This is a genomic window from Cellulomonas sp. McL0606, assembly GCF_058248365.1.
On sequence record NZ_CM177779.1, the window covers coordinates 2,195,000 to 2,215,651 of the forward strand.

Below are 20,652 nucleotides of genomic sequence, written 5' to 3' on the forward strand. Positions count from 1 at the left end.
CCACCATTCGGTCTGATTGCTCACGTGCGCGTCACTCCACCGTCGTCTGTGCGTCGCCCGCAGCCCCCCCGCGCGCCGCCGGAGGGTGCTCGGGCGGATCGACGACGACCCGCTCTCCGGGACGTCGCCCCGTCGCACTCTCCGCGTCCAACGCGGACTGCAAGATCACCACCGCTGCCGCCTGGTCGACGACCGTGCGGTGGCTGCGTCCGGATCGGCCGGACGCATGAAGCGCCTGATGGGCGGACACCGTGCTCATCCGCTCGTCGACCATCCGCACCGTCACCGGCGAGATGGCTTGCGCCAGTTGGACAGCGTACGCGCGAGCGGCCTGAGATGCGGAACCTTCCGACCCGGACAAGTGTCTGGGTAGCCCGACGTACACAACACCCACACGTCGTTCGCCCACCTCTGCCACCAGTGACGCGATGTCCGAGGGGAGCCGACCCTTGCCGCTGGAGTCCCGGGCGAGCGTGGCGACGGGCGTCGCGAGGAGCCCGTCCGGGTCGCTGGCGGCCAGTCCGACGCGGACCGAGCCGACGTCGACGGCGAGCCGGACGCCCCGCACCACGGGATCGGGTGTGTCGCGACGACCGGACACGTCAGCCGTTCGCCGCGCCGGCCAGTGCGGCGAGCGCGTCCGCGAGCCTGTCGGGGTCGGTGCCGCCGCCCTGCGCCAGATCGTCCTTGCCGCCGCCACCCCCACCGAGGATGGTCGACGCGGTCCGCACGAGCGCGCCCGCGCGGACGCCCCGCTCCCGGGCCGCGGCGTTGGTCGCGACGACGACGACGGGCCGACCCTTGCTGGTCCCGCCGACCGCGACGACCGACGGGCCCGACTCGCCGAGGCGCGAGCGCACGTCCAGGACCAGGGTCCGAAGACTCGTCGCTCGACGCCACGTCGCCCGCGTCGTGGGTGACCACCCGGGTCTCCCCCACGGTCTGCGCTCCGGACGCCAACGAGCCGGCCTGCGCGAGCAGCGCCGCCTGGCGCAGCGTGGCAGACTCCTTCTCGGACTCCTTGAAGCTGCTGAGCAGGCCGGACACCCGCTCGGACAGTCGTCGGGGCGCGCGCCGAGCAGGCCCGAGAGCTGGCCGACGAGGGCACGCTCCTTCGCCTGGTACCCGTACGCCCCGGCGCCCACGAGCGCATCGACACGTCGCACGCCCGAGCCGATGGCGGACTCGGACAGCAGCGTGACGAGCCCGAGCTCGCCGGACCGCTTGACGTGCGTGCCCGCGCACAGCTCGAGGGACCAGCCGTCGCCGATGTCCACGACGCGCACCTCGTTGCCGTACTTCTCGCCGAACAGGGCCATCGCCCCGCGCCCGCGGGCCTCGTCGATCGGCATGACCGAGTCTGTGATCTCGAGGTCGTCCTGGAGCCGCTCGTTCACGCGCGCCTCGATCTCCGCGACGACCTGGGACGGCGTGGCCGACGGCGAACGGAAGTCGAACCGGAGCCGGCTGGGCGCGTTCAGCGAGCCGGCCTGCGTCGCGCTCTCGCCGACGGACTCGTGCAGGGCCTTGTGCACGAGGTGCGTGGCCGTATGGGCGCGCGCGATCGCGCGTCGCCGGTCGACGTCGATCGACGCGGTCGCCGACTCGCCGAACGTCACCGTGCCGTCGACCAGCCGGCCGTGGTGCACGGACAGGCCCTTGACCGGCGCCTGGACGTCGTCGACCTCTATGCGGGCGCCGCCGTCGAGCACGATCGTGCCCGTGTGGCCAGCTGGCCGCCCGACTCCGCGTAGAAGGGGGTCACGTCCAGCACGACCTCGACGTCGGCCGGTGCCGTCGCCGCCGGAGCGGGGACGCCGTCGACCAGCAGGCCGACCACGCGGGACTTCGCGACGGAGTCCGTGTAGCCCACGAACTGCACCGGCTTGGCGGTGGCGCTGCTCAGCGTGCTGTGGAAGCTCCTGGTACGCGGCGTTGTCCGCGCGACCCGCGCGCTTGGCCAGCGCGTCTGCACGAGCGCGCTCGCGCTGCTCCTTCATCAGGCTGCGGAACGCGGTCTCGTCGACCTGCACGCCCTGCTCCGCCGCCATCTCGAGCGTCAGGTCGATGGGGAAGCCGTAGGTGTCGTGCAGCTGGAACGCCTGGGAGCCGGTGAGCACCGGGGAGCCTGCGGGCACAGTGGTCGCCTTCGCCGCCTGCACCGCCGTGTCGAGGATCGTCGTGCCCGCCGCGAGCGTGCGACGGAACGTGTCCTCCTCCGCGTACGCCACCTGGCTGATGCGGTCGAAGTTCGTCGCGAGCTTCCGGGTAGCTCGGGCTCATCGCGTCCTTGCTCAGCGGGAGCAGGGTGGGCAGCGCGAGGTCCTCGACGCCCAGCAGGCGCATGGCGCGGATCGACCGGCGCAGCAGGCGGCGCAGCACGTAGCCCCGCCCCTCGTTGGATGGGGTGACGCCGTCGCCCATGAGCATGAGCGCGCTGCGGACGTGGTCCGCGACCACCCGCATGCGGACGTCGTCGTCCTGGACCGCGCCGTAACGCTTGCCGGACAGCTCCTGCGCACCCGTGATGACCGGGAAGACCTCGTCGATCTCGTACAGGTTGTCGACGCCCTGCAGCAGGTACGCGACGCGCTCGAGGCCCATGCCCGTGTCGATGTTCTTCTGCTTGAGCTCGCCGAGGATCGGGAAGTTCTCCTTGCCGCCTCCGTCACCGCGCTCGTACTGCATGAAGACGAGGTTCCAGATCTCGAGGTAGCGGTCCTCGTCGACGACGGGGCCGCCCTCCGCGCCGAACTCCGGCCCGCGGTCCACGTAGATCTCCGAGCACGGGCCCGCGGGGCCGCGCGCGCCGGTCGACCAATAGTTGTCCTTCCAGCCGCGCCGCTGGATGCGCTCGTCCGGCAGACCCGCGATCTGCTTCCAGAGCGCCGCCGCCTCGTCGTCGTCGTGGAAGACCGTGACCCAGATGGAGTCCGGGTCGAAGCCGAAGCCACCGGTCTCCTGCGAGCCCGTGACCAGCTCCCACGCGTAGGTGATCGCACCTTCCTTGAAGTAGTCGCCGAACGAGAAGTTGCCGTTCATCTGGAAGAACGTGCCGTGGCGGGTGGTCTTGCCCACCTCCTCGATGTCGAGGGTGCGCACGCACTTCTGCACGCTCGTCGCGCGCGGCCAGGGCGCCGTCTGCTCGCCGAGCATGTACGGGATGAACGGCACCATGCCCGCGATGACGAACAGCGTCGACGGGTCCGGCGAGATCAGCGGGGCCGACGGCACCACGGTGTGGCCGCGGCCCTCGAAGTAGTCGAGCCAGCGCTGGCGGATCTCGGCGGTGCGCATCGTGTCCATCTCTCGTGGTGTCTCGGGGTGGTGCCCCATCGTGCGGGTCGTGCGTGGCGTCGGTCGACGCGATTGTCGCTAGAAGAAGGTGTAGCCGTCGTCGTCGTCAGGGTCTTCGGTCGGACCCAGGTCGTCTGCCCGCGACCTGCGCACCGACCGCTTGAGGTCCGCGACACGCTCGGGCCGCTCCGCGCGGAGCTGGTCGACGTCGACGTCGCCGACGAGGTCGTGCCGCAGCTGACGCTCGCGCTCGGACATCCCGGCGACGAACTCGCTGCGCACGGTCCGCAGCGCGGACCCGAACCGCGCCGCGCTGCTCACCGCGTCGGTGGCGCCGGCGGGGACGTAGGCCTCGATCACCGCGCGACCCTTGCGGATCACGACGATCGTGACGACGACGCCGACGCCGATCCAGACCAGGCGGCGCATCAGCGGCCCTTGCGCGCGCTCGCGCCCAGACCCGACAGGGCCCGTCGCACGCCGTAGGAGAAGGCTGCGACCTTGATCATCGGCGACCCGACGGTCGCGGCGAACAGGGCGGTCAGTGCGGAGACGTTCTCGGAGACCTGCGCTGCGGCCGTGGTCACCGTGTCGATGTTCTCCAGCTGGGTGTTGGACGACGCCACCAGCGTGGCGGTCTCGTCCAGGACCGGGACCGTGTGCGCGGTGATCTCCTTGACCGACGCCGTCGTCTCGTCGAACACCCGGCCCAGCTTCACCAGCGGTATGGCCAGCACGCCCACGAGCAGCACGAACGCGATCGCGGCGATCAGCCCCGCGACGTCACCCACCGACATGTCCAGCCTCCTGGTCCCGGGGCCGTCGACCCCGCGGAAACCCTACCCGCGCACGAACGCCCCACGTGCGCCGAGGCGCAGCGGGGCGTTCGTGTCAACCGCGGATCAGCGGGCGTAGTACTCCACGACCAGCTGGACCTCGCACGTCACGGGGATCTCGACGCGCTTCGGGTGGCGGACCAGCACGGCGCTCAGCTTCTCGAGCTGCACGTCCAGGTAGCCGGGCAGGTTCGGGAGCACGTCGCGGTGCGCGCCGGCGGCGGCGACCTGGAACGGCACGGTGGCCTGGCTCTTCGGCTTGACCTGGAGCGTCTGGCCCGGCTTCACGCGGAACGAGGGACGGTCCACGATCTTGCCGTCGACCAGGATGTGGCGGTGCACGACGACCTGGCGGGCCTGGAGGATCGTGCGGGCGAAGCCGGAGCGCAGGATGAGGGCGTCCAGGCGGGTCTCGAGGTTCTCGACGAGCGCCTCACCGGTCAGGCCCGGGGCCTTGCGGGCGTCCTCGTACGCACGGGCCATCTGCTTCTCGCGCAGCGCGTACTGGGCGCGCAGACGCTGCTTCTCGCGCAGGCGGACGGCGTAGTCCGACTCGGTGCGACGACGCGCACGGCCGTGCTCACCGGGCGGGTAGGGGCGCTTCTCGAAGTGCTTGACGGCCTTGGGCGTCAGGGCCAGGCCGAGGGCGCGGCTCAGGCGAACCTGGCGGCGCGAACGGGTCACACTGCTCACAGAGATACTTCCTGTCGTTGTAGACGTCACACCCGGATGCGGAGAAGGTTCCGACGGGCGTGGGACCGACCATGGATGCGCTGCTGTTCGTGCACAGCGCGGCTAAGGCCCCAGGTGGCCGTCCGACAGGGTCTGCACGGGTCTGCGCAGCTGCCTGCATGCACACCCGTCCCGCGGACGACCGGACCACTCTACCTTGTGCGCGCCTCGTTCCCCCAATCCCCCGGGGCCTCGCGGGCGCGTCAGCCCTCCGGAGCGTCGAGGATCGCGCGGATGCGGTCGAGGCGTTCCGTGACCGAGCGTTCGTAGCCTCGGTCGCTAGGCTCGTAGTACCGCGTGCCCAGCAGCTCGTCGGGCAGGTACTGCTGCGCAGCGACGGCGTGCGGCTCGTCGTGCGCGTAGACGTAGCCCGTGCCGTGCCCGAGGTCGCGCGCGCCCGGGTAGTGGGCGTCGCGCAGGTGCGTCGGGACCGAACCGATCCGGCCCGCCCGGACGTCCGCGAGGGCCCGGTCGATGCCCAGGTACGCGGCGTTGGACTTCGGAGCCGTGGCCAGGTGGACCACCGCCTCCGCCAGGATGATGCGGGCCTCCGGCATCCCGATGAGCGCGACGGCCTGCGCGGCCGCGACGGCCGTCTGCAGCGCGCTCGGGTCCGCCATGCCGACGTCCTCGGCGGCGGCGATGACGATACGCCGCGCGATGAACCGCGGGTCCTCCCCGCGGCGATCATCCGCGCCAGGTAGTGCAGGGAGGCGTCGACGTCGGACCCGCGCATCGACTTGATGAACGCGCTGATGACGTCGTAGTGCTGGTCGCCGTCCCGGTCGTAGCGGACCGCGGCCACATCGATGGCGCGCTCCATGGTCGCGAGGTCGATCAGCACCGGCTCGACCGCGCCGTCCTCCGACAGCGCAGCGCCGGCGGCCGCCTCGAGGATGGTCAGGGCCTTGCGGGCGTCGCCCCCGGACAGGCGCAGGAGGTGCTCCTCGGCGTCGTCGTCGAGCGCCACCGCTCCGGCCAGACCGCGCTCGTCCTGGACGGCGCGGCGCACGAGGCGTCGGACGTCGTCCGTGCCGAGCGGCTGCAGCGTCAGCAGCAGCGACCGCGACAGCAGCGGGGAGTTCACCGAGAACGACGGGTTCTCCGTGGTCGCGGCCACGAGCGTCACCCAGCGGTTCTCGACGCTCGGCAGCAGCGCGTCCTGCTGGGCCTTGGTGAACCGGTGCACCTCGTCGATGAACAGGACGGTCTCGGCGCCGCCCGTGGCCAGCCGTCGGCGCGCGTCCTCGATGACGGCCCGGACGTCCTTGACTCCGGCCGTGACCGCCGAGAGCTTCCACGAACCGGCGGCCTGACGTCGCGGCGATCAGGTACGCCAGGGTCGTCTTGCCGGTGCCGGGCGGACCCCACAGGACCACGGACGTCGGGGCGGCCCGACGAGCAGCGGCGTTGGCCGGCTCGACCAGGCGGCGCAGGGGCGATCCCGCCACGAGCAGGTGCTCCTGCCCGGCGACCTCGTCCAGCGAGCGCGGCCGCATCCGCACCGCGAGCGGCGCGCCCTCGCCGACCGTGGGCAGGCCCGAGGTCGTCGACGTCACCGCATCGAAGAGGTCCATGCGGGCAGAGTACGCACGGACACCCACGGGCACGGCGCCGGGGCGGCGCGTGTGCGAGCTGCGCGCTCCACCTGCGACGATGGCCAGCGTGTTCGCCCGTGTCGGTCGCATCGTCGCCCACCGCCCACGCCTCACCGTCGCCGTGTGGCTCGTCCTCGTCGTGCTCGGCTACGCGTTCGCCGTGGTCGGCGTGCACGGGGACAACCTGTTCGACCGGCTCACCGCCGGCGCGCCCGTGGTACCCGGGTCCGAGAGCGAGCAGGGCCGCACCATCCTCGAGACGGCGGACGAGAGCGGCGAGTCGCTGACGCTGGCCCTCCAGGGCATCGACCCGGCGGACCCGGCCGTCGACCACGCGATGGACTCCGTGCGGGCGCAGCTGTCCGCGATCGACGGCGTCGCCACCGTGATCGACCCGCTCGGGCTGCCCGACGGCGCCGCGAACCCCGCCGCTGCGCCCCTCGTGGCCACGGGTGGCGACGGCTTCCTCGTCGTCGTGGAAGCCTCGATCCGTCGCTGACCGGCGACGCGCAGACCGCCGTCGTCGACGAGGTGCACACCCAGCTCGACCAGGTGCCCGCCCACCTGCAGTCCGCCGCGCCGGGTGTCACGGGCATCGTCGGCGGCACGCCACTGATCGTCGACGCGATCACCCAGCAGGTCCAGACCGACCTGCGCACGGGCGAGGCGATCGCCCTGCCCATCGCCCTCATCGTCATGGTGCTGGTGTTCGGCGGGTTCTTGGCCGCCGCGATGCCGATGGCGGGCGCGATCGCGTCGATCTCCGGTGGGCTCGCGGCGCTGCTGGCCTTCTCGTACGTGATCGACCTCGACTCGTCCGTGGTCAACATCGTCACCGTCCTCGGCCTCGGGCTCTCGATCGACTACGGCCTGCTCATGGTCTCGAGGTTCCGGGAGGAGCTGCACCGGCTCGTCGACGAGGACGAGGGCCGGGCGAGCCGACGACGGCGTGGCGACGGCGCCGTGATCACGGCGATCGAGCGCACCATGGCCACGGCGGGACGGACCGTGACGTTCTCCGCCCTGATCGTCGCCATCGCGATCGCCGGGCTCCTCGTCTTCCAACCACCGATCCTTCGCGCGTTCGGAGCGGCGGGCGTCGCCGTCATCGTCGTCGCGCTGCTCTCGGCACTGACCCTCGTGCCCGCGCTGATGACCCTCGCCGGCCGGCGGCTGATCCGACCGAGCGTGCTGGACCGGGTGCCCGGGCTGCGCGTCGTGCTCGCGCACACCTCCGACGTCCAGACCGAGGAGGGCCTGTTCTCCCGGCTCACCGGGCGGGTCCAGCGCCGTCCCTGGTGGGTGCTCGGCGCGACCGTCGTGCTGCTCGGCCTGCTGGCAGTCCCCCTCGCGCACCTCGAGGTGCGCAACTCGACCACCGAGCTTCCTGCCCCAGGGAAGCACCCAGCGACAGTTCGTGGAGACGCCTGGCCAGCGACTACCCCGCCGCGTCGACGCCGGCCGTGACGATCGTCGCCGAGACCACGCTCGCGGAGGCGACCAGCTGGGCCGCGACCCTGGAGGGCATCGACGGGGTCGCGTCCGTCGACCCGCCGGCCGCGGTCGGCTCCTACGTCACGATCGGCGTCCGGCCCGACACCGACGATCCCGGTGACGCCACGTCCCGGCATGTCGTCGAGGAGGCCCGGGCCCTGGATGCCCCCTTCCCCACCTGGGTGATCGGGCAGGCCGCGTCGCAGATCGACTTCACCGCGGCCGTCATGGCCCGCGCACCGATCGCGATCGCGATCGTCGCCCTGGCCACGATCGTCCTGCTCTTCCTCATGACGGGCTCGATCGTCGTGCCGGTCCAGGCGCTGCTCACCAGCGCGCTCTCCCTGGCCGCGTCGCTCGGCGTCATGGTCTGGGTGTTCCAGGACGGGCACCTGTCCGGGCTGCTCGGCTTCACGCCGACCGGCGGGATCGAGACGTACGTGGTGACCCTGGTCATCGCGTTCGGGTTCGGCCTGGCGATGGACTACGAGGTGTTCCTGCTCTCGCGCATCAAGGAGCTGGTCGACGCCGGCGTGCCCAACGACGAGGCCGTCCGGCTCGGCATGCAGCGGTCCGGCCGGATCATCACCTCGGCGGCGCTGATCGTCATCGTGGTGTTCGCCGGCTTCGTCGCCGGAAAGCTGCTCGTGATCAAGGAGGTCGGCTTCTCGCTCGCGATCGCGGTGCTCATCGACGCGACGATCGTCCGCCTGCTGCTGGTCCCGGCGACCATGACCCTGCTCGGCCGGAGGAACTGGTGGGCACCGGCCTTCCTGCGCCGGGTGCACGAACGACTGGGCATCATCCACTGACCCGCGCCCGACCGAACGGGTGACGGCCATGCGTCGAGCGGACGACCGCCGGTAGCGTCGTGACTCTCCCGCCGTCCACAGCGAAGGGTGCGCAGAGTGTTCGGCACGACCTGGCAGGACCTCCTCGGCGTCCGGTGGAGCTGGTATCCAGAACGTCGGGTGCGCCGGGCCGTCGCCGTCACCGCGACCGCGGGCGTCGTCGCGCCGCTGCTCCTCCTGACCGCTTCGTTCGTCATCGCGTTCGGCGTCGGATGGACGGCGGTCATCGTCGCGACGACGGCGCTCTTCGTGTGGGTCGCGGAGAAGTGGTGGATCGTCTTCGACGCCGACAACCTGCTGCTCTGGCTGAAGTTCCTGCCCGGCATCTGGGCATGGGTCCACGAGGACGACCCGACGCCCGAGCCGGTCGACGAGCCACGCAACCCGGCGTTCACGCAGGACGGCCCGCCGCCGCTGCGCTGGTGAGCCTCAGCCCGGCGGACGATCCTGCCCGGCCGGCCCGAACGAGGCGGCTCGGCCTCCGTCCGATAGCCGAGGCGGTGGTACAGGCGACGGGCTCCGTCATTCTCCGCGTACATGCCGAGCGAGACCCAGGAAGCCCCGCCGGTCAGCCCGGCTCGGGTGACCGCGGCCGTCAACGCCGCACCGAGACCCGCCCCGCGCAGGCGCGGCAGGACGCCCAGACCGTGCACGTGCCACGACGAGCCGCCGTCGGTCGGCCCGCCTCGCTCGTTGACGCCGACGACGCCTGCCAGGAGTCCGTCGACCTCGACACCCCACCAGCCGAGCTCGTGGTCGCCCGCGGGATCGGCCGACGTCCCCGGATTCGCCTCTCGCAGGCACGTGTGGATCCGGTCGGCGTCGGCGACGTGGTCGAGCCGGCGCACCTCACCCTCCCGCGGGACAGCGGACGGAAGTGTGTCGGAGGTCAGCCAGTCCCACGTCGAGAAGGGCGCCAGATCGAGCCCGCTCAGCACGTCAGGACCGGGTGCGCAGCCTCGCGGGACGCTCATCCAGCGCGCGGGGCCGTACTCCGCGCGGGCGACCAGCGCGCCAACCGCCTCGGCGTCGCCGCGCCCGAGCAGCGTCGGTCGACGCGGTCCGTCGATGACGAGCAGCAACCCGTCGTCGTCCCCGATCACCTCGACGTCGCGCCACCGGGCACGGTCGCCGAGGATCATGCGGTCCTCCCGCCACCGGGGCGGGAGGCGCTCGAGGAAATCCGCCATCAGGCCTTGGGCGCGCTTTCCGGACCTGCGGACGCCGGCTTCGGCGTGAAGTCGACGCCCGCCTCGCGGCGCTGCTCGGGCGTGATCGGTCCCGGTGCGGCCGTCAGCGGGTCGTAGCCACCGCCCGACTTCGGGAACGCGATGACGTCGCGGATCGACTCCGAGCCGGTCAGCAGCGCGAGGATGCGGTCCCAGCCGAACGCGATCCCGCCGTGCGGCGGCGCGCCGAACTGGAACGCGTCGAGCAGGAAGCCGAACTTCTCCTGCGCCTCGGCCGGGCCGATGCCCATGAGGTCGAACACGCGCTCCTGGACGTCCCGGCGGTGGATACGGATCGATCCGCCGCCGATCTCGTTGCCGTTGCAGACGATGTCGTAGGCGTAGGCCAGCGCTGCGCCCGGGTCCTGCTCGAACGTGTCGATCCACTGCGGCGTCGGCGACGTGAACGCGTGGTGCACGGCCGTCCAGGCGCCGCCGCCCACCGCGACGTCGTCGTCCTCGCCGGTGGGCTTGAACAGCGGCGCGTCCACGATCCAGACGAACTTCCACTCGTCCGGGTCGATGAGGTCGCCGCGGCGGCCGATCTCGAGGCGCGCGGCCCCGAGCAGCCCCCTGGCCTCGCTCGTCTTGCCCGCCGCGAAGAACACCGCGTCGCCCGGGCTCGCGCCGACGGCGGCCACCAGACCGGCCCGCTCGGCCTCGGACAGGTTCTTGGCGACCGGTCCCCCGAGCTCGCCGTCCTCGCCGACCGTGACGTACGCGAGGCCCTTGGCGCCGCGCTGCTTGGCCCACTCCTGCCAGGCGTCGAACCCGCGGCGCGGCGTCGAACCGCCACCCGGCTGGACGACGGCACCGACGTAGGGCGCCTGGAACACGCGGAACGGGGTGTCGACGAAGTACTCGGTCAGCTCGACCAGCTCGAGGCCGAAGCGCAGGTCCGGCTTGTCGTTGCCGTACCGGGCCATCGAGTCGGCGAACGTCATGCGCGGGATCGGCGTCGGGATGGTGACCCCGATCAGGTCCCAGAGCGCGACCAGCACCTGCTCGCCGAGCGCGATGACGTCGTCCTGCTCGACGAAGCCATCTCGACGTCCAGCTGCGTGAACTCCGGCTGACGGTCCGCGCGGAAGTCCTCGTCGCGGTAGCAGCGGGCGATCTGGTAGTACCGCTCGAGCCCGCCGACCATCAGCAGCTGCTTGAACAGCTGCGGCGACTGCGGCAGCGCGTACCAGGAGCCGGGGCTCAGTCGCGCGGGCACCAGGAAGTCGCGGGCACCTTCGGGCGTCGAGCGCGTCAGCGTGGGCGTCTCCACCTCGACGAAGTCCTGCGCGTCGAGCACGCGACGCGCGGCCTGGTTGGCCTTGGCGCGCAGGCGCATGGCCTTGGCGGGGGCCGGCCGGCGCAGGTCGAGGTAGCGGTACTTCAGGCGCGCCTCCTCGCCGACCGTCTCGTCCAGCGACGACGACACCTGGAACGGCAGCGGCGCCGCCTCGTTGAGCACGACGACGTCCGCGGCGACGAGCTCGATCTCGCCTGTCGCGAGGTTCGGGTTCTCGTTCCCCTCGGGCCGACGACCAACCTCGCCCGTCACCTGCAGCACGTACTCGGCGCGCAGGCCGTGCGCGACGCTCTCGTCGCGGATCACGACCTGGGCGATGCCGGACGCGTCCCGCAGGTCCACGAACGCGACGCCGCCGTGATCGCGCCGCCGGTCCACCCAGCCCGTGAGGGTGACGGTGGTGCCGATCTGCTCGGCTCGCAGAGAGCCGGCCGTGTGGGTGCGGAGCACGGAAGGTCCTTCGGGGTCGGGAGTGGGAGCGCCCGTCGGACGCCCGCACGATCTTAGTGCCCGCCGGGTCGGCGGCCCGCCGTCAATTCCATCGCGCTGCGGACTCGCGTGAGGCTCGGCGTCAGCGGCACCGACGAGAACCCGAGCGGGACCGCCGGGCCGACCGGTGCCAGTCCCCCGAGGTCCGAGGAGCCCCACAGCGCGCGGACTCCGGTCACCGCGTGCTGGTCGGTCGCGGCGTACCACTCCCGACGATCGTGGCCTGCCGTCCCGTGGGCGCGGACGCCGGTCAGGACCACGCGGGCGAGCGGGTCGACCGCCGTCGCGAGCAGTGGAGCGACCGCCGGATGGCGCGGCACCAGCGCCAGCATGAGCCCGACGACCGTCCGAGGACCGATCGTGAGGCCGGCGGTCAGCGGCCCCGCGCGCGGCCTCCAGCGACGCCGCGCCTCGTCGGTCTGCAACGTCACGGGCACGACGTGGGATGCGTCGGACGTGTACGTCGCCGCCACCAGCTCCGCGACGTCGTCGCGCGGCGCAAGCAGCAGGCGGGCGCCGTCGGCGCGTTCGACCATGACGTCGACGAAGGACCCGAGCGGCGAGACCAGCCAGCGGCCGACGACCACGCGCGTGCCCTCGACGGTCCCGAACCCGGCGATGTGCCCGTCGAACGAGATGCGGCTGGTGGTCACCCGGACACGCCAGGTGCGTGTCCGGCGCACCGCCCGTGCTCAGAACAGCACCGGCTGCGCCGCGGCGACCGGCAGCTCGAGCGCCGGCAACCCGGCGTCGGCGACGACGCTCCCTTCCGGGTACGCCCCCTCCCCCTGCCGTCGGAACGCACGCCGGTCCCGGCCCTCGAAGCCGTGCCGGACCAACAACGGACGCACCCGACGCTCGAGCCAGCGGGCGTACTCCTGCGGCACGTAGGCGCCGCGCCCGTAGAGCGCCTCGTACCGGTGCACCAGCGCGGGGGCGTGCTCGCCGAGCCAGGCGAGGAAGAGCGGCTTGACCGGGCCGCGCAGGTGCAGCGGCAGGACCGTGACGCCCGTCGCCCCCGCAGCGGCCAGCTCCGCCAGCAGGGCGTCGAGTCGGGCACGGTCGTCCGTCAGCCACGGCAGCACCGGCGCCACCATGACGCCGCACGGCAGGCCCGCCTCGCGCACCGCACGGATGAAGCTCCAGGCGAGCGCGGGGCGTCGGCGTTCCGGGCTCCATGGCCTGCTGCAGCGCCTCGTCGCCGATCGCCAGCGAGACCCCGATCCCGACGGGAACCGTGCGCTGCACCTCCGCGAGCAGCGGGAGGTCACGCCGTAGCAGCGTGCCCTTGGTGAGGATCGAGAGCGGTGTTCCGCTACCGGCCAGCGCGTCGATGATGCCCGGCATGAGCCGGTAGCGACCCTCCACGCGCTGGTACGGGTCGGTGTTGGTGCCGAGCGCGACGTGCTCCCGCTGCCACGACGGCCGGTGCAGCTCGGCCCGCAGCACGTCGACGACGTTCGTCTTCACGACGATCTGCGTCTCGAAGTCCCGCCCGGCGTTCAGCTCGAGGTACTCGTGCGTCGGCCGCGCGAAGCAGTTGTGGCTGATCACTCCGTTGGCGATGAAGTCGCCGGTCGCCGTCGTGATGTCGATCAGGTCCGACACCACCTTGAGGTCCTCGATCGATACGACCCGAAGCCGCGCGGTGGACGTCACTTCCATTCCTACGAAGTCGAAGCTTGCGAGTGATCGCCGGGCTCGTCTGCGCGAAGAACCGCCTCCGTTCGGCGAGTCCGTCGGTGACGCGGATGTTGGCGACCCCGTTCTGCCGCGCCGGCTCCTGAACGTGCGGGATCCCCAGGGACGACAACGCCTGCCGCGCCTGCGCAAGAATCGCCGGATCTGAGTTCGAGATGCGCAGGACTCCGCGCGAGCAGCTACCTTCGGCGTCGACGAGCCCCGACAGGTAGCCCTGCCGCCAGGCCACACTCGGTTCGGGTGGCCACGCGATCAGGCCCGTGATGTCGTCATGGTGCGCGGTTCGAGAGGTGAAGATGCCGGACATGGGACGCCGGTTCATCTGCGGGCGGCCGAACGGTCGCCGATACGTCGCGACTCCCTCGTCGGAGAGGTACTGCTGACTCCGGTCGAGCGCCTCGGAGTCCGCGAGAGCGAGCCGGAACCTGCTCACGTCATCGGGGCGCCCGGACTGCCTGGTGTACGTGCGCTGGAGCATCGTGCCGTCGCCCCGGATCATTCCGGCGAGATAGCCGCGTCGAAAGTCGGTAGAGCGCATGGTGACGTCGTCGGCGGCGGGTACCAGCCCGACGCCGAAGCCGAGAAGTTTGTCGTTCGTCGTCAGATGCGGTCGGCACTCACGACCCGACGTCGCGCCGGTCACGTGCTTCCATCCGCGTGTCGTCAGGAAGCGGTGATCACCGCTCGCCACGAGGACCGTGCCGTCCTCGAGAGTCACCCGGAACGTGCGCTTCCGCGTATGCCAGACGTCGCTGACCACGGTCCGGTCGTAGCGACGGTAACGGCCGATCAGGCGGGTCCCCATGATCTCGTCGCCGATGGCGATGTCACCGAGCGCCCGCTCGCGCCCATCGGCCATCAGGATCCGGGTGGTTGGATCGAGGCAGTAGGAGCAGGCATGGAGGCAGCCCCTCGTGGGGTTGACCGTCCACCGGAACGGCATCGCCGACGCCGCCGGCACCTTGTTCAGGGCGCTCTTGCAGGTGACCTCGTGGAACGTGACGCCGGCGAACTCGGGCGTCCGCACGCTGCGCTGCAGTCCCGCCATGGCGAGCCCGGGCAGCACGGTCGCATCGTCCGTCCCGAAGCTTCTGGCCATCCCATCGCATGACCTCATGCGAACATGTGTTCGAACGCCTGTCAAGCCTCGGCGGGCACCACCCGCGGCCACAGGTCGGCCGCGTCGGGTGCCCAGGTGCTCGCGTCGGCATCCACCTGCTCCCCCGAGCGGATGTCCTTGACCTGGTCGGGCGCGCCGTCGACGCCTGTGAACCACACGAACGGGATCCCGCGCCGGTCCGCGTGCCGGATCTGCTTGCCGAACTTGGCGGCCGAGGGGGCGACCTCGACGGGGATGCCACGCGACCGGATCGTCGCCGCGACCGCGTCGCAACGGTCCCGGTCCTCCTCCGACGCAACCGCGACCAGAACTGCGCTGGGCACGGAACGGCTGGCGCGGACGAGGCCCGCGCCGAGGAGGCGAGAGACCAGCCGGGACACGCCGATCGACAGACCGACGCCCGGGTAGGTCGTCGCCCCGTCCGACGCGAGCGTGTCGTACCGGCCGCCGGAGCAGATCGAGCCGAGCTGCTCGTGGCCGACCAGGACCGTCTCGTAGACGGACCCTGTGTAGTAGTCGAGCCCGCGCGCGATCTTCAGGTCCGCGACGACGACGCCCGGTGCCCGCACGGAGGCCGCGCGGATCAGAGCACCGAGCTCCGCGAGGCCCTCGTCGAGAAGCTCGTCGAGACGTCCAGGCTCGAGGCAAGGGCGCGGACGGCGTCGATGACGCCCTCGTCGGAGCCGCTGATCGCGGCGAGCGCGAGGCATGCGCGCGCCTGCGCCTCGTCGGCACCCACCTCGGCGACGAGCAACGCGGCGACCTTGTCCGCACCGATCTTGTCCAGCTTGTCGATGGAGCGCAGCACGGCCTCGACGTCGTCCAGGCCGAGACCGCGGTAGAAGCCCTCCGCGACCTTCCGGTTGTTCACGAGGATCCGCACCGGGGGGACGCCGATCTCCTGGAGCGCGCCGAGAGCGGCGGCCATGACCAGGGGCAGCTCGACCTCGTAGTGGTACGGGAGCGCTCCGGCGCCCACCACGTCGATGTCTGCCTGGACGAACTCGCGGAAGCGCCCGTCCTGCGGGCGCTCACCGCGCCAGACCTTCTGGATCTGGTAGCGCCGGAACGGGAAGGCCAGGTGCCCGGCGTTCTCCAGCACGTACCGCGCGAAGGGCACGGTCAGGTCGAAGTGCAGGCCCAGCCCGGCGGTCCGATCGAGCTCCTCCTCCTGCAACCGGCTCAGCACGTAGACCTCCTTGGAGGTCTCGCCCTTGCGCAGGAGCTGGTCGAGCGGCTCGACCGCCCGGGTCTCGATCCCGGCGAACCCGTGCAGCTCGAACGTGCGGCGCAGGACGTCGAGGACGTGCTGCTCGACGAGGCGCCCCTCGGGCAGCCACTCGGGGAATCCGGACAGGGGGGTCGGTCGTGCCATGGGGCCCGATCCTTCCAGACGTCTCAGCCGTTCAAGAACGGGTTGTCCACCAGCTCGGAGGCCATGGTGCTGGTCGGCCCGTGCCCCGGGATGACGACCGTCGGCGGGGCGAGGAGGGCCACCACCTCCCGAAGGGTGCGTTCCATGGTGGCCGAGTCACCACCCGGCAGGTCGGTGCGGCCGATCGTGCCGGCGAACAGGACGTCGCCCGTGAACGCGAGCTGGCCCTCGCCTGCGTCACCCGTGTCGATGAGGTAGAGCGTGCTGCCCTCGGTGTGCCCCGGCGCGTGCCGCGCGACGATCCGCAAGCCGCCCAGCTCGAGCGTCACGTCCGGGCTGCGCGGGTCCGCGGCGGCGCCGAACGTCTCGATCCGGGTGGGCGCCTTGTAGGACGACGGCTCGACGCCCGCGGCGGCGAGCGCCTGCGCCAGCGGGCCGCGCGGGTCGTGCACGGCGTGGCCCAGGACGCCGAGCGTGCCGAACGGGTCGGCCAGCCGGTACGCGTCCGCGGCGTGCAGGAGGACGGGCACCTCGAACGCCGCCGACAGCCGGGCGGCGTCCCACGTGTGGTCGACGTGACCATGGGTGGCCAGCACCGCGAGGGGGGTCAACCCGCGGGCCGCGACGAGGTCGAGGACGTCGTCCGCCACCCCCGCCCCCGCGTCCAGCACGACGCACGACCCGTCGTCGTCGACGAGGATGCTGCACCGCGCGCCGAACACCGGGGCGACGACCGTGATCACCTGCATGCCACGCACCGTAGCCCGCCCGCCGTCCCGCCGCGTGGCCCCGATGGCGGTGCGCACCCCGGGCTTGCCTAGACTGTCCGGGGTTGCTTCGTGCAGTGCGGCAGGTGAGGTGCCTGTCGTCGACGCACAACGATGCGAGGAGTGGGCGTGTCCATCAAGCGCGAACGGGAGTACGAGCGTCGGCGGTACGAGAAGTGGCAGGAGCGTCAGGCTCACGCGCGGGCGCGCAAGTCGCGTCAGCGCTGGATCGCGGGCAGCGTCGTCGCCGCCCTGGTCCTGGCCCTCGGCGTCGGTGCGCTGGTCGTGCTGAACAACGACGACGGCACGCCGTCCGCATCGGCCACGACACCGGCCGCCGAACCGACGACCGCGCCCACCGCCAACTCCGCCGACGTGCCGGACCCCTCCCTCGCGCAGGCCCGCACCTGGACCGGCGACATCTCGTTGACGCAGGGCGACGTGGGCATCTCGCTCGACGGTGCCGCGGCGCCGCAGGCCGTCGCCAACTTCGTGACGCTGGCCGGCAAGGGCTTCTTCGACAAGACGAAGTGCCACCGCCTCACCGGTGAGGCCGACGGCCTCTTCGTGCTGCAGTGCGGCGACCCGACCGGCACCGGCTCGGGCGGCCCCGGCTACACCTGGGGACCGATCGAGAACGCGCCCGCCGACGGGGTCTACCCGGCCGGCACGATCGCCATGGCCCGACAGCAGAACAACGGCTCGTCGATGGGCAGCCAGTTCTTCATCGTCTACAAGGACTCGACCATCCCCGCGGACACCGCGGGCGGCTACACCGTGTTCGGTCACGTCACGTCGGGTATGCCCGTCGTGCAGGCCATCGCCGACGCGGGCACCACGACGGGCACTCAGGCCCCGGTGTCCGACGTCATCATCGAGGGAGTGAAGATCCAGTGACTCAGACCCCGACGCCCGGTCCCGTGCCCGACGACGCGGAGGTGGCCCCCGGGACCGAGGCGGTCGACGCGCCGGACGAGGCGCTCGCCGCGTCCGACTCCCCCGACGATCTCGAGGACGCCGACGCCGTCGTCGTCACCGAGGAGGTCGTCTCCGACGAGATCGCGCTGGTCGACGGCGCGGTCGTCGAGGACGTCGTCCTCGTCGAGGAGGTCACCGTGATCTCGGACGGCGACGTCGTCGAGACCGCCCTGCTGGTCGAGGAGGTCGTCACCGTCGACGGTGATGTCGTCGCCGACGCGGTCACGGTCGTCGAGGACGTGACCGTGTCCGACGAGGTCGTCTCCGACGAGATCACGATCACCGACGACGAGGTCGTCGAGGACGTCGTCACGGTGCACGACACGACCGTCGTCGCGGACGTCGACGGCGACGGAGAAGCTCGACGTCGTGGAGGAGACCGAGCTCGTCGAGCACGTCACGACTGCGACGGACGTCGACGGCGACGGCGTCATCGACGTCGTCGAGGACCTCGTGGTCCTCGAGGAGATCGTCACGATCGACGGCGAGGTCGTCTCCGACGAGGTCTCCGTGCTCGAGGACGTCACCGTGTCCGAGGAGGTCGTCTCCGACGAGATCACGATCACGGACGACGAGGTCATCGAGGACGTCGTCACGGTGCACGAGACGACCGTCGTCGCGGACGTCGACGGGGACGGGGAGCTCGACGTCGTCGAGGAGACCGTCGTGGTCGAGGAGATCACCGTCGTGACCGACGTCGACGGCGACGGCGCGCCCGACGTCGTCGAGCAGGTCGTCGTGGTCGAGGACATCGTCAGGGTCGACGGCGAGGTCGTCTCGGACGACGTCACCGTGCTCGACGCCGTCACCCCGACCGACGAGGCCCCCCGGCCCACGCCGCGCCCGAGCCCGCGGCCGCGTCCCGTCCCCCACCCGCCGACCCACCCCGCAACCCCGGCGTCCGCCGCGGCCGCGCCGGCACCGGTCGCACCCCCGCAGGACGCCGCCGAGGCAGCGATCGCCGCCACCTTCGGCAGCGTCGACGACGAGGGCACGGTGTCGGTGCGCGAGGCCGCCGGCGAGCGCGTCGTGGGGCAGTTCCCGGGCGCGACCAAGGATGAGGCTCTTGCGCTCTACGTGCGGCGGTTCCTCGACCTCCAGGCCAAGGTGGCGCTCTTCGAGGCTCGCCTCGGCGCGGCTGACCTCTCCGTCAAGGAGATCGACCAGACGCTCGCCAAGCTGACCGAGGAGACGGCCGAGCCGGCCGCCGTCGGCGACCTGGACGGGCTGCGCGCCCGGCTCGAGGCTCTGCGCGCCACCGCGGCCGAGCGTCGCGCCGTCGCCGAGGCGGAGCGGGCGGCCGCCCGCGAGGCAGCCGTCGTCTCCCGCACCCAGATCGTCGAGCAGGCCGAGAAGATCGCCGGCACGGACCCGTCGCGCATCCAGTGGCGGCCCGCCGGGGAGCAGCTGCGCGTGCTGCTCGACCAGTGGAAGGAGGCGCAGCGCACGGGACCGCGCCTCGACCGGCCGACGGAGGAGACCCTCTGGAAGCGGTTCAGCCACGCACGGACCACGTTCGACCGCGAGCGTCGGCACTTCTTCGCCGAGCTCGAGACCCGCAACGCCTCCGCCAAGCAGGTCAAGGAGTCCCTGGTCGCCGAGGCCGAGCGTCTCCAGACCAGCACCGACTGGGGCGCGACCGCCGGGGTCTTCCGCGACCTGATGGTCCAGTGGAAGGCAGCGGGCCGCGCCAGCCGTGCCGACGACGACGCCCTGTGGGCCCGGTTCCGGGCCGCCCAGGACGCGTTTTTCGCGGCGCGCGACGCCCAGAGCGCCGCGACCGACGAGGAGTTCCGCGCGAACCTCGAGGTCAAGGAGGCCCTCCTCGCCGAGGCCGAGGCGCTGCTCCCGGTCACCAACCTCGCCGCCGCCAAGCAGACGCTCAACCGGATCCAGGACCGCTGGGAGGCCGCCGGAAAGGTTCCGCGCGGCGACGTCCAGCGCATCGAGGGCCGGCTGCGCGCGGTCGAGGCGGTCGTCCGCGACACCGACCAGGCGCAGTGGCGTCGCACCAACCCCGAGACGCGCGCGCGCGCCGAGGGTGCGGCTGCTCAGCTCGAGCAGGCCATCGCCGGGCTCGAGGCCGACCTCGCGAAGGCCAAGGCCGTGGGCGACGCCCGCAAGATCGCCGACGCCCAGGCAGCGCTCGACGCCCGTCGCGCGTGGCTCGAGCAGGTTCAGCGGGCGGCCCAGGACGCCCGCGGCTGACGGGGACGGCCAGCTGATCGTTCGACGGGGCCGGGCCGGTCGGCCCGGCCCCGTCGTCGTCCACAGATCGGCTGCTCGGCGGCGTCGGGGCTCGCGTTCCGGCGATGCTCGTCGGATGGACGTCCTCGCCCCGTACCGTTCCCGACCGCTGATCCTCCCCGAGACGCTGCGGCGGTCCGATGTCGGCGCCGCCGCGTGGTGGAGGTACCTGGACGACGGCGTCCTGAGGCCGTTGTGGGGCGACGTCGCGATCGCGGCCGACCTCGAGGAGACGCCCGCCAGGCGCTCGCTCGCGCTCGCCCCGCTCGTACCGGCCCGGGGTGTGGTGGGGCGTCGGAGCGCGGTCTGGCTGCTCACCGGGCTGTTCCCGCCTCGTCGCGTCGACGTGCTCGTCGCGTCCCGCTCGCGCCGGCCAGACCCGCACCCGCTGCGCCTCACGGCCGAGGCCACGTTCGGGCCCGACGACGTGGAACCGGTCGGGCTCGTTCGCGCGACGACCGTGCAGCGGACCGGGATCGACGTCTGTCGTCAGCTGCCGCTCGGCGAGGCGCTCCGACTGCTCGAACCGCTGCTCACCGTCGGGTTCGACCCCGAGCTGGCTCTCGAGCAGCTCGACCGTCTCGCCGGCCACCGGGGCATCCTGGGCGCCCGGGACGCGCTCCGCCGGCTGGCCTGAC

Annotated in this window: 16 protein-coding genes and 5 pseudogenes; 7 read left to right on the plus strand and 14 right to left on the minus strand. The window is 72.2% G+C overall.

Annotated elements, in window-relative coordinates:
- Positions 1-31: 31 nt before the first annotated feature.
- From ruvX to AC38ZX_RS11175, 6 genes and pseudogenes are all read right to left on the minus strand, one after another.
- Positions 32-571 (minus strand): Holliday junction resolvase RuvX, encoded by a 540-nt coding sequence (gene ruvX, locus AC38ZX_RS11150; protein ID WP_426592059.1) that lies wholly within the window; start codon positions 569-571, stop codon positions 32-34.
- Between the two features lie 31 nt (positions 572-602).
- Positions 603-3,297: pseudogene (gene alaS, locus AC38ZX_RS11155) on the minus strand (alanine--tRNA ligase).
- 78 nt (positions 3,298-3,375) lie between these two features.
- Positions 3,376-3,726 carry a hypothetical protein gene (locus tag AC38ZX_RS11160; protein WP_426592061.1) on the minus strand — a complete coding sequence of 117 codons (351 nt, stop codon included), beginning with the start codon at positions 3,724-3,726 and terminating at the stop codon, positions 3,376-3,378.
- Entirely contained in the window at positions 3,726-4,094 is a 369-nt protein-coding gene (locus AC38ZX_RS11165) for a DUF948 domain-containing protein (protein WP_426592062.1), read from the minus strand. Before AC38ZX_RS11165 ends, AC38ZX_RS11160 begins: the two co-directional genes overlap by 1 nt.
- A gap of 105 nt (positions 4,095-4,199) precedes the next feature.
- Positions 4,200-4,826 carry a 30S ribosomal protein S4 gene (gene rpsD / locus AC38ZX_RS11170; RefSeq protein WP_426592063.1) on the minus strand — a complete coding sequence of 209 codons (627 nt, stop codon included), beginning with the start codon at positions 4,824-4,826 and terminating at the stop codon, positions 4,200-4,202.
- Between the two features lie 242 nt (positions 4,827-5,068).
- Positions 5,069-6,442 (minus strand): annotated as a pseudogene (locus AC38ZX_RS11175) (replication-associated recombination protein A).
- Between the two features lie 88 nt (positions 6,443-6,530).
- On the opposite strand from AC38ZX_RS11175, the gene AC38ZX_RS11180 reads away from it, so the two are divergent.
- The 4 genes from AC38ZX_RS11180 (at position 6,531) to AC38ZX_RS11195 (ending at position 9,234) form a co-directional block, all read left to right on the plus strand.
- Positions 6,531-6,962 carry a hypothetical protein gene (locus AC38ZX_RS11180; protein WP_491294143.1) on the plus strand — a complete coding sequence of 144 codons (432 nt, stop codon included), beginning with the start codon at positions 6,531-6,533 and terminating at the stop codon, positions 6,960-6,962.
- 32 nt (positions 6,963-6,994) lie between these two features.
- A complete protein-coding gene (locus AC38ZX_RS11185) occupies positions 6,995-7,930 on the plus strand; it encodes an MMPL family transporter (protein WP_491294147.1) in 936 nt (311 codons plus the stop codon).
- Complete coding sequence (locus AC38ZX_RS11190; RefSeq protein WP_491294151.1) at positions 7,927-8,769, plus strand: MMPL family transporter; 843 nt, start codon at positions 7,927-7,929, stop codon at positions 8,767-8,769. Before AC38ZX_RS11185 ends, AC38ZX_RS11190 begins: the two co-directional genes overlap by 4 nt.
- Positions 8,770-8,865: 96 nt before the next feature.
- A complete protein-coding gene (locus tag AC38ZX_RS11195) occupies positions 8,866-9,234 on the plus strand; it encodes a hypothetical protein (RefSeq protein WP_491294155.1) in 369 nt (122 codons plus the stop codon).
- Between the two features lie 104 nt (positions 9,235-9,338).
- Here the strand turns inward: AC38ZX_RS11195 and AC38ZX_RS11200 are convergent.
- From AC38ZX_RS11200 to AC38ZX_RS11230, 7 genes and pseudogenes are all read right to left on the minus strand, one after another.
- A pseudogene (locus tag AC38ZX_RS11200) lies at positions 9,339-9,998 on the minus strand (GNAT family N-acetyltransferase); the annotation flags it as partial.
- Positions 9,998-11,787: pseudogene (gene aspS / locus AC38ZX_RS11205) on the minus strand (aspartate--tRNA ligase). The pseudogenes AC38ZX_RS11200 and aspS, both read right to left, overlap by 1 nt.
- Before the next feature lie 53 nt (positions 11,788-11,840).
- Entirely contained in the window at positions 11,841-12,479 is a 639-nt protein-coding gene (locus AC38ZX_RS11210) for a hypothetical protein (RefSeq protein WP_491294159.1), read from the minus strand.
- 39 nt (positions 12,480-12,518) lie between these two features.
- The gene (locus AC38ZX_RS11215; protein WP_491294162.1) at positions 12,519-12,953 is read right to left on the minus strand and encodes a radical SAM family protein; all 435 of its coding nucleotides are present in this window, start codon (positions 12,951-12,953) and stop codon (positions 12,519-12,521) included.
- 188 nt (positions 12,954-13,141) lie between these two features.
- On the minus strand, positions 13,142-14,593 hold the full coding sequence (locus tag AC38ZX_RS11220; RefSeq protein WP_491294165.1) for an LAGLIDADG family homing endonuclease: 1,452 nt from the start codon (positions 14,591-14,593) through the stop codon (positions 13,142-13,144).
- 74 nt (positions 14,594-14,667) lie between these two features.
- Positions 14,668-16,022: pseudogene (gene hisS / locus AC38ZX_RS11225) on the minus strand (histidine--tRNA ligase).
- 23 nt (positions 16,023-16,045) lie between these two features.
- On the minus strand, positions 16,046-16,771 hold the full coding sequence (locus tag AC38ZX_RS11230) for an MBL fold metallo-hydrolase (protein WP_426592072.1): 726 nt from the start codon (positions 16,769-16,771) through the stop codon (positions 16,046-16,048).
- 147 nt (positions 16,772-16,918) lie between these two features.
- Here AC38ZX_RS11230 and AC38ZX_RS11235 point away from each other — a divergent pair, with 147 nt between their 5' ends.
- Complete coding sequence (locus AC38ZX_RS11235) at positions 16,919-17,686, plus strand: peptidylprolyl isomerase (RefSeq protein ID WP_426592073.1); 768 nt, start codon at positions 16,919-16,921, stop codon at positions 17,684-17,686.
- Here AC38ZX_RS11235 and AC38ZX_RS11240 read toward each other — a convergent pair.
- Complete coding sequence (locus tag AC38ZX_RS11240; protein ID WP_491294167.1) at positions 17,638-18,087, minus strand: hypothetical protein; 450 nt, start codon at positions 18,085-18,087, stop codon at positions 17,638-17,640. The two genes, AC38ZX_RS11235 and AC38ZX_RS11240, sit on opposite strands and share 49 nt — an antisense overlap.
- Before the next feature lie 49 nt (positions 18,088-18,136).
- On the opposite strand from AC38ZX_RS11240, the gene AC38ZX_RS11245 reads away from it, so the two are divergent.
- Both AC38ZX_RS11245 and AC38ZX_RS11250 read left to right on the plus strand, forming a co-directional pair.
- The gene (locus AC38ZX_RS11245; protein ID WP_491294168.1) at positions 18,137-19,975 is read left to right on the plus strand and encodes a DUF349 domain-containing protein; all 1,839 of its coding nucleotides are present in this window, start codon (positions 18,137-18,139) and stop codon (positions 19,973-19,975) included.
- A gap of 115 nt (positions 19,976-20,090) precedes the next feature.
- Positions 20,091-20,651 (plus strand): hypothetical protein, encoded by a 561-nt coding sequence (locus tag AC38ZX_RS11250; protein WP_491294169.1) that lies wholly within the window; start codon positions 20,091-20,093, stop codon positions 20,649-20,651.
- Position 20,652: the final 1 nt, after the last annotated feature.

Coding starts and splice junctions, on each gene's coding strand:
- AC38ZX_RS11160 (WP_426592061.1), bottom strand. CDS start 3,726: ATGCGCCGCCTGGTCTGGATCGGCGTCGGCGTCGTCGTCACGATCGTC.
- AC38ZX_RS11250 (WP_491294169.1), top strand. CDS start 20,091: ATGGACGTCCTCGCCCCGTACCGTTCCCGACCGCTGATCCTCCCCGAG.
- AC38ZX_RS11165 (WP_426592062.1), bottom strand. CDS start 4,094: ATGTCGGTGGGTGACGTCGCGGGGCTGATCGCCGCGATCGCGTTCGTG.
- AC38ZX_RS11230 (WP_426592072.1), bottom strand. CDS start 16,771: ATGCAGGTGATCACGGTCGTCGCCCCGGTGTTCGGCGCGCGGTGCAGC.